General features: G+C 43.3%; 4 protein-coding genes. 2 read left to right on the forward strand and 2 right to left on the reverse strand.

The features are described from left to right. Window positions 1-109: 109 nt before the first annotated feature. The gene (locus tag ABD949_RS16630; protein WP_345244985.1) at window positions 110-1,678 is read right to left on the reverse strand and encodes a hypothetical protein; all 1,569 of its coding nucleotides are present in this window, start codon (window positions 1,676-1,678) and stop codon (window positions 110-112) included. Between the two features lie 470 nt (window positions 1,679-2,148). Next, a complete protein-coding gene (locus ABD949_RS16635; RefSeq protein WP_345244986.1) occupies window positions 2,149-3,348 on the reverse strand; it encodes a tyrosine-type recombinase/integrase in 1,200 nt (399 codons plus the stop codon). Window positions 3,349-3,673: 325 nt separating this feature from the next. On the opposite strand from ABD949_RS16635, the gene ABD949_RS16640 reads away from it, so the two are divergent. Together ABD949_RS16640 and ABD949_RS16645 are read left to right on the forward strand one after the other, a co-directional pair. After that, entirely contained in the window at window positions 3,674-4,039 is a 366-nt protein-coding gene (locus ABD949_RS16640) for a winged helix-turn-helix domain-containing protein (protein WP_345244987.1), read from the forward strand. A gap of 2,499 nt (window positions 4,040-6,538) precedes the next feature. Further along, a complete protein-coding gene (locus ABD949_RS16645) occupies window positions 6,539-7,600 on the forward strand; it encodes a redoxin domain-containing protein (RefSeq protein WP_345244988.1) in 1,062 nt (353 codons plus the stop codon). Window positions 7,601-8,056: the final 456 nt, after the last annotated feature.

Raw genomic sequence — 8,056 nt, forward strand, 5'->3', positions numbered from 1 at the left:
GACACTTTTTTTAAACACTCACCAAAGTTAGGTTGTTTTGACAAATAGCAAAATAAATATTTGACAAATATTTGACAAGTTAGCTAAAGGAAAGTTTAGTCCAGCTGAGTTAATACCAGAATGATCCGGGATCCAAAGAGGAAAAAGGGGCTGGCATACTAACTTCAACCCTGACTAGTCCATTAGCAGGTAGCTGCCTTTGGGCTGACTTTGCCTCTTCAGGAGCAGAACGATAGTACACCTCGTCGGTTTTAAAGGGTTGCCCCAAAAATACGGCCTCAGTTTGACTATCGTCAGGTGTAAGCACTTGCGTTGCATTCACATAGTAAGTAGCAGGACAGAATGGGCGTTTATAATTATTTCGCCAGATTGTTAAAAATTCATTAGCCATCTTATTCTTTGGGTTCATCGAAACAATGAACAGATGGTCAGGTTGTAAATCGCGGTATTTACCGTAGCACCGTTGGCTAGTGCTTAGGAAGTCCTTGCAAATCATAATACCGACACTTCCTATAGGCAAATTGAGTAAGAGTATTTGGTCATCAGGAATAATATGTTCAGAAAGGTTAAAGGCAACGGAGCTACCTACTTTATTGTGAGCATACGAAATCACCTCGGCCAAGCCGGGGAACTCGGAATGGGTGGTTTCATGGCTTGGATTAATCTGTGTTTCAAAAACTTCGTACTTGCGATATGTCCGTTCAACTATGTCACCGTTGAAATTAATAAACCATACGGGGGCCTCATTATAATCCCCAACGTGAAAACTACCGGCAATAATAATCGTGAGGGCATGTAGTCGGTCTTGTTTACCAAGTTCTTGAAGTATCTTTTTCATATCGGTAAGCCCTACCGGGCTTACCGATAATTCGGGTAAACATAAGATGTTAACTTTCTCATCTACAGCCCATTCAAGACATTGCTTTAGTTCTTCTTTGTATATCGCGTCATTAGTACCATCTGCATTGCTGACTTTAGTGGCTTGAAAAGAAAATTGGGGAGTGTGGCCAACTATAGTACTACGTTGCTCTTTATAACTGAAAAAGGTCTTTGCCTCCCCAGATAAAGCGGCAAGCCCAACAGTTAAGGACCCATTCAACCATAACTTGTGGAGCAGTTGATCAATCCGTTTTGACTCACCGTGTTGCTCACCATATAGTTCTGACCCAGTGTCTAGGATTTCATCATAATACCTTTGGTTTGGATTGGTAGCTAAGAAAATACGACGGGAACTAATATCTGAGCTAAATGGAACTCTTTCTGCCTTAGGATCCAGGCTAGCCAGGAGAGGCCGGCCACCGAAAGAAAGTACCCCGTAACGTGTAGAAAGGTAAAGACGTTTTCTGGTATTAACCCGCTCTAAATCCGTAATCTTTTCTTCCACAAATTCTAGAAAGGAGTCTAGCTGTTGAAAGGTTGGATCAACTTCCCCGGCTGGAAAAAATTGTTCCCATACTGTTAGAAGAAGCTCTAGTAACAGGTAATACCCTGTACTTTTGAGAGGGTTGTCAAATTCGTTTGCAGCAGTCCTCTGTTCTAGAAGTTGGTTGAATAATTCTTGTAAATGCTGTTTTATTGGCTGTTTCTCGGATAAACTACTAAAAGGATGTTTTCGGCGTAGACTTTCGTACAGTGATAATAGGCGGGCAAGTTCTTCAAATAACGGTATTTCGTTCATTTGCAAATTTCGTTAAAATACGCTGTGTAAGGCTTAGATGAAAAGTTAAGTATAACATAAATAAGGATGGATAGGGTAATAATGCTCTCACCTAGATAGGGGTTTATTTTTAACCTAAAAACTAATCTGCAGTGGACGCCCGGGAAAAATCAGACTGTATATAGTCAAGTGAATGTGGACCAATGAGTGGGCGGCCCTTGCAGGGGCCGCTCTTGCGGACTGACCAGCACTGAAACATTGGCAGAAAAGTTCCTAATTTTAGATTGTTAAACCTTCTCTACCCTTTAGCTTATAGATCTATAAATCTATAACTGCGACTTGTATGGAGCTAGGGTACATTTTTTATCCCTTTTCCAACGATACTACGAGCGATTATGGAAGCAGCTTATCCTGGTTTAAAACGACAAGGAGAAGCAGTGCCCTAGGTTTTTGGGTACCCACTCGGAGTCTGCTTCAGGACATGACGAGCATTAATCCGGTAATTGCTGAAAATACGTGCTCCGGGTTTTCTTTTTGGTATAGAACTGGGTGGTTTCCAGGGTCTCATGCCGCAGGTGCTGCTGCACATGCTCCAGACTGACGCCCTCTTCCAGCAGCAACTGGCCTGCCGAATGGCGCAGGCTGTGGGCCGACATACCGCTACGTTTGAGGCCCTGTTTGCGGAGTTGTTTATCCACCACATACCGGATCTGATAGGTCTTCAGTTCCGGAAACAAAGGTTCTGATCGGTTTTCCGGCTTTAGGGGCCAACAACCGATCTCTTCCAGGTAAGCTTGTAACAACTCCCGGCAGGCAGCAAAGAACTTAATGGCTTTTCGGGTGTGCTTGCCTTTTCCCAGCACCAGCAGTTGACCACGGGTAAAATCCAGATCGCCCAGCCGTAGCCGAGTGACCTCTACCGTCCGCAGACCCTCCAGCCCCAGTAAAGCCAGCATCGCTTTGTCGCGGGCCGACTTGGTATCGGCCAGCAGTTGCTGGCGCTCACTAGCCTCCAGGCTGTCTTTGTAAAAAGTGCGTTCGATAGCGAGTCCCCTCACGTCGGCGATGTCGCGCAAGGCGTTGAGCTGCTCAGGCTCCAGCTTCAGTTCCTGCCGTTTGCGGATGCACCAACTGGCCAGTTGCTTCACAGCCGAAAGATAAAGGTTTATCGTAAAGGCAGAATAGTCTTCATGCTTCAGGTGCTGCACAAAATCCGCCACCGTTATGCCGCTGAGCGATGCCGATTGGCCCAATTGCTGCTGGTCCGAGACATAAGCAAAGAAAGAGTTGAGGGCTTTGGTATACGTCTCTTTTGAATGCTCACCCCTGAGGTTTTTGGCTTCCCGGATAAAACGCAGCACCAGGTCATTAGCTGCCGGCGGAATCTTTGGCTGCCGGGTATCGGCTACCACCAGGGGCTGCCCGATGGCCTGGTAGAAAAGCATGAACTTGCGCAACGGAGATACGCGGTTGGGTGGCAGATCGGCCGCATAGCGACCGAAGCTAAAGGCATCAATGCCCAGGTTTTCTTTCAGGCAGTAGCGCACATAGGCTTTGGCGTGACGCGGGTAGTTGCTGGACTTGGGCAGATCGGCCGCAAAGTAGCGGATGAGTTGACTAACCGTCAACCGGGACTGGGCTTTACCCAGTTCGGATTGGGGAGCATCGGAGAGTTTGGCCAGCAGCGACATAGCAGCAGTGTTGTGCCGGTAAAGAAACTAAAAAGTTCAGAGATTCACCATGTCTTATAAAGCTAAATTTATAAGACGGTGAAAAACTTCACAAGAATCGTATAAAAGGAGACTGAGAGCAGAGTAGCCACAAATTAAAAATGTCCGTTGTTATTGAGGAGTGCATAGGGTTGTAAAGGTTGTATCTTGCTTGTACAATGGCAAAATACACCGCACAGGAATATGAACAGTTTCGTAAACGCTGCGCCCAACTTAAAGAAGAAGGTTGGAAACAGGTTACTATTGCTCAGGCCTTAGGCTTGCCTTAGGCTTTACCGAGGGTTGGGTGAGTACTACCCTGAAGAAGTACCGCCAGCAGGGAACTCAGGGCCTACAACGGCGTAAACCACCGGGTAGTTATGCGAAACCGACGGCTGAACAACTACAAGAACTGGTGGAGGAGCTCAGAAAAGGAGCTCTACATCATGGCTTTACCGGTGAGATTTGGACTCTACAACGTGTAGGCAAACTCATTGAGCAGCTGTTCGGGATCAGCCATAAACAGACGCAGGTTGGCCGTATTCTGCATAAACTAAGCTGGAGCCCGCAGAAGCCCATTCGTAAGGCGCGTCAGCAAAATGCCCAGCAGGTCAAGACCTGGCAAGAAGAGCGGCTACCGGAGTTAAAAAAGCGCAACAGGAACAGCAGGTAGTTCTCTATATTGATGAGGCCGCTTGTTACCTGCTGCCCCTGTTAGCTAAGACTTGGTCACTCTGTGGGCAGACACCGGTGCTGGAGCATCAACTAGGGCGTAGCCATCTAAGCTTGATTGCCGCAGTGGCACCCAATGGTCGGCTCTACTTAGGCGGGCAAGATCACCCTTAATCTGTGAATACCGAGGGCTATATGCTCATGAACGAGTCAATGGACGCAAGCGACAGTTCTTAGTCGATACCGGTGGACGGCTGTGGCTGGCTTGGGTGCATGGAGCCGATGAAGCTGATGGCCGGGCGGCTTCGAGTCTGGTGACCGAGATTGCCCTCCTCAGTGAGCGTTTGAAGAAAGTCTATGGAGACCAAGCTTATAATGGCGTGTTTGCTCAACCATTGGACAAATGGAACATCCGTTTTGAGAAGGCTTCCCGGCCTGAGACGGCCAGAGGGTTTGTGCCTGTGGCTAAACGTTAGGTAGTCGAACGAAGCATAGCTTGGAGCAACTTCTTCCGCAGGGTTGTCAAAGATTATGAGTATACCACGGTCCGCCGTTGCGGTATCTTCTTCGGTAGCCTGGCTGTACTTGGCTAACATTCAAGTGATGGTCCAGCGTATCAAACCCGATCACCAAACTTAATTCCCAAACACCTTCTTAAAGTTAGTGACGAATCTTTTTCTGATTTTGTCTCCATCTATTTAGAGGACTATGACACAACTTTATAAGGATTGATACACGCTTGTCCCAAAATTGATAGTTTTTGTCCCAAAATTGATAACCACTTTAATTAGAAAACCCTACGTTTGTTCTAAATAGGGAAGGCCGTAAACATAATACGTAAGAAATAGTCTCCAGTATTAAAGAGTGTTATAATGACGTAAAATTTGAATCTAAATTTCAATAAACTAAACTACAAACTAAAAGTCTAAGCGGCATGAGTTTGCCAACTACTGCGGCGACGGATCGCTAAGGAAACGTAGAGACAATCTTTAATCATTACAATAATGCAAAGCGTCACAGGTTGTTGGGTTTCATTAACCCACAGGACAAGTGGGAAAAAGCAGATCAATGCGACTCAACTACTTTAAAAATCTGTCCAGTTAATCGGGGGCTATACAAGTCAAAAGTGGCTTGAAAAACCAGAGAAGACCCAAAGCGGTTTCTCTGTAAAATAAAATTTTGAAAGCAGCGAATGAACAGGTAAGGCGCCTAAAACAATCATTAGCTTCTTCCAAAAGAAAGTATTAAACTTTATTCACCTTAATAATCTCCTCTATAAAAGAAATTAGATCATTAATAGGGGTTAAACAAGTTTTATTTGCTCTTTAAATCGCGCTCGTGTGCGAGGTAATCCCGCCGCTACTTGACTACTTGCAGGTTGCGCAGGCAACGGCAATGACCGTATCAAGAAACCAACTGCTAGCACCCGCGAGGTATCCTTGAGCTTCTGTAGCCGCTTAATGCTGTAGTTAGCATGTTTGAAGGCCACGCTTAAAGGAATAAGCACCTGGTTGTATATGAGTTGGCTGAAGTTCAATACAACATTTTTAGAAAGTGTTGGGAAATTTTCTTTGGAATATTGAGGTCTGACAGAATTAGCCTATCGAAAGACATCGCAAAAGATTAGTTACCAAAGAAGCTGTAGTATTGGTTTGACCGATAAGGCTTACCTCAAAAGTGGGAAGTCTAACACCCTGTAAACAGGTTTACAAACTTCCCAATAAGCTCTTGGGTTTCTTGAGAAGCATCTCCAACTGCATACAATCGGGTTGATGTTTCACAAACATTAAGGCTTGGCCTAACATACTGCCCACCGGCAGTAGTAAGGCACACTTCTCTGCTATCTTTTTGTCTTGCAGATTACTTAATTCTGTAGCTGACAGAAACCAGAGGCGTTGAGTGCTATTACACATAATATTGTTTTTCAGCCGATTCGCTTTTTTTAGCAACGTATTTACCAGCCTGAGTTGCTCCATCGTTGTTGAGTAGAATCCGCCGCTCCAAGTTATCGTAACAGAGGAGCTTCTGGGGTGCTGCCGCAAGAGACCTGCCAGTTACTCGCTATTGCGCACTGATAGAAAGTCCAACTCGGCCAGCGTCTGATTGAGAATGACAAGCAATACAAGTGCCATGACGCTGACCTAGGTCTGAAACAAGTCAAAACTGGTTTCCTGGTGATGTTGCAAAGAATCGGTCATTAGGTAAAGGTAAGTCAGCAGAAACAGCAGTTAGGTGGGGGTTCCTTTCAGCACGGCATTGAATCATTCCAAGAAGGCAGGCTGCTGGCTATAAGCCTGCAAAGGTATGATAGCGGTGATAGCACTCCTAATGCGGGGTATACGTGTTTAACAGCCAGTCAAACTCTTGGGGCAACAGACTATTCAAAGCCAGAAACTGAGTGGGGTCCTGTTTCAACGTTATGTGATCATGTCACAAAGATAAACCACTAGCTCTTGTTAGCTTAATCAAAAAATTCGAATTAACTCTAATATGTAAATTTATGAAAAATACCTTATTTCTAAAGTTTACCATAACATTCCTAATTTATCAAAACTCATTTGCTCAGCCTTGTCTCATAGATGGATATATTCAAGGGTTAGGAAGTAAAAAGGTAATCGTACGTTATCAAAAAAGTGGTAACGAAAAAGTTGACACACTTCTAGCTGTTAATAACCATTTTTCTTACAAGGCTAAACCAAGCGATGATGGTCAGTTTCGCCTTTACATGGATTCAAATAATCCAGGACATTATACTCTGCTCTGGTACGAGCCAGGGATAATAAAAGTAAATGGTACGATTGAAAAGCATAATAGATTAACAGTTTCGGGAACTCGCGAAAATAATTTACTAAATTCTTACAAAAGGAATATTGAATGGATCTTTGAAGATAAAAGGAAAAATCAGCCTGATTCCGTCAGAACCATACTAATAGAAGAAAAGAGTAATGCAACATTGCATTATATAAGTAAACACCCATCTGCAAGAACGAGCGCTTACTTACTATATTGGCAAACCTTTTATCAAGAAGACTTTTTGAGTACCTATGAAAAATTATATAAAAGCTTTACTCCGTCTGTGCGAACTAGTTTTTATGGAAAACAATTAGCAAATCGGTTACAATTATTAGAGAGTCAACCCAGAACCGGTAAAATCGCACCGGTATTTACATTAGCTGATACAGCTGGAAAGCTTATTTCTCTTAAAGATTATAAAGGTAGTTATGTCCTTTTAAATTTTTGGGGGCATTGGTGTCCTCCCTGTATTCAGGCTATTCCAAAATTAAAAAATATTAACATGAGATATGCGAATAAGTTAATAATAATTGGTCTAGCAGCTGAAGATGAAAATGATAAATTGAAATGGATAAGGACAGTTCAAAATAATAATTTAAATTGGGTCCAGCTTTCTGAATTAAAAGGAGATGGTGGTGAAGTAAATAAATTATATAATATTACAAGTTTTCCTACTTATTTAATAATAGATAAGAACGGCATAGTTTTAAGACGCTTATATGAAATAAAAAATGTTATTAAGTTGCTTGAAGATTTAAATGATATATGATCCTTCTTTTAACTTAAATACACTTTTAAAGCCGAAGAAAGAATCTAGTTTTCCACCTACAGCAGCTAGGCAGGAGCCACTTACCTTTAAGGAAAGCCTAAGTAGCATGCCTTCAAAGCAATTTTGACTGTGCAAAATTTTTACGTTCACTTCGGTAATATAGTTTTAAAACGGTGCTGACAAATTGCTATTAATGTCAAGTAATTGATGGAACTCACAAAGAAGCGCTAACCCAGACCTAGATCCATTATGGCCGTCTGAGTAATCTGAGACTAAATGAGTAAAATGTGAGCTTAGTTGGAGACTGAATCAGAAAGGTCTGTTTACAGTCGAAAAAGCCGTAGCGTTGATTTGTAGTAGTCAAGACTTAGTCTGACAGATGGGGGTGAAATTAACTGTCAGTTGCTTGCTGTAGCCGTGCCCAGTTGAACTGTCCTGTTTGCTCCTGATCCGGTT

Source organism: Nibrella saemangeumensis (assembly GCF_039541915.1).
In the GTDB taxonomy this organism is placed as follows: Bacteria; Bacteroidota; Bacteroidia; order Cytophagales; family Spirosomataceae; genus Nibrella; species Nibrella saemangeumensis.

Excerpts from the sequence above, each read along its gene's own strand:
- ABD949_RS16630 (WP_345244985.1), bottom strand. The coding sequence starts at position 1,678 with ATGAACGAAATACCGTTATTTGAAGAACTTGCCCGCCTATTATCACTG.
- ABD949_RS16635 (WP_345244986.1), bottom strand. The coding sequence starts at position 3,348 with ATGTCGCTGCTGGCCAAACTCTCCGATGCTCCCCAATCCGAACTGGGT.
- ABD949_RS16645 (WP_345244988.1), top strand. The coding sequence starts at position 6,539 with ATGAAAAATACCTTATTTCTAAAGTTTACCATAACATTCCTAATTTAT.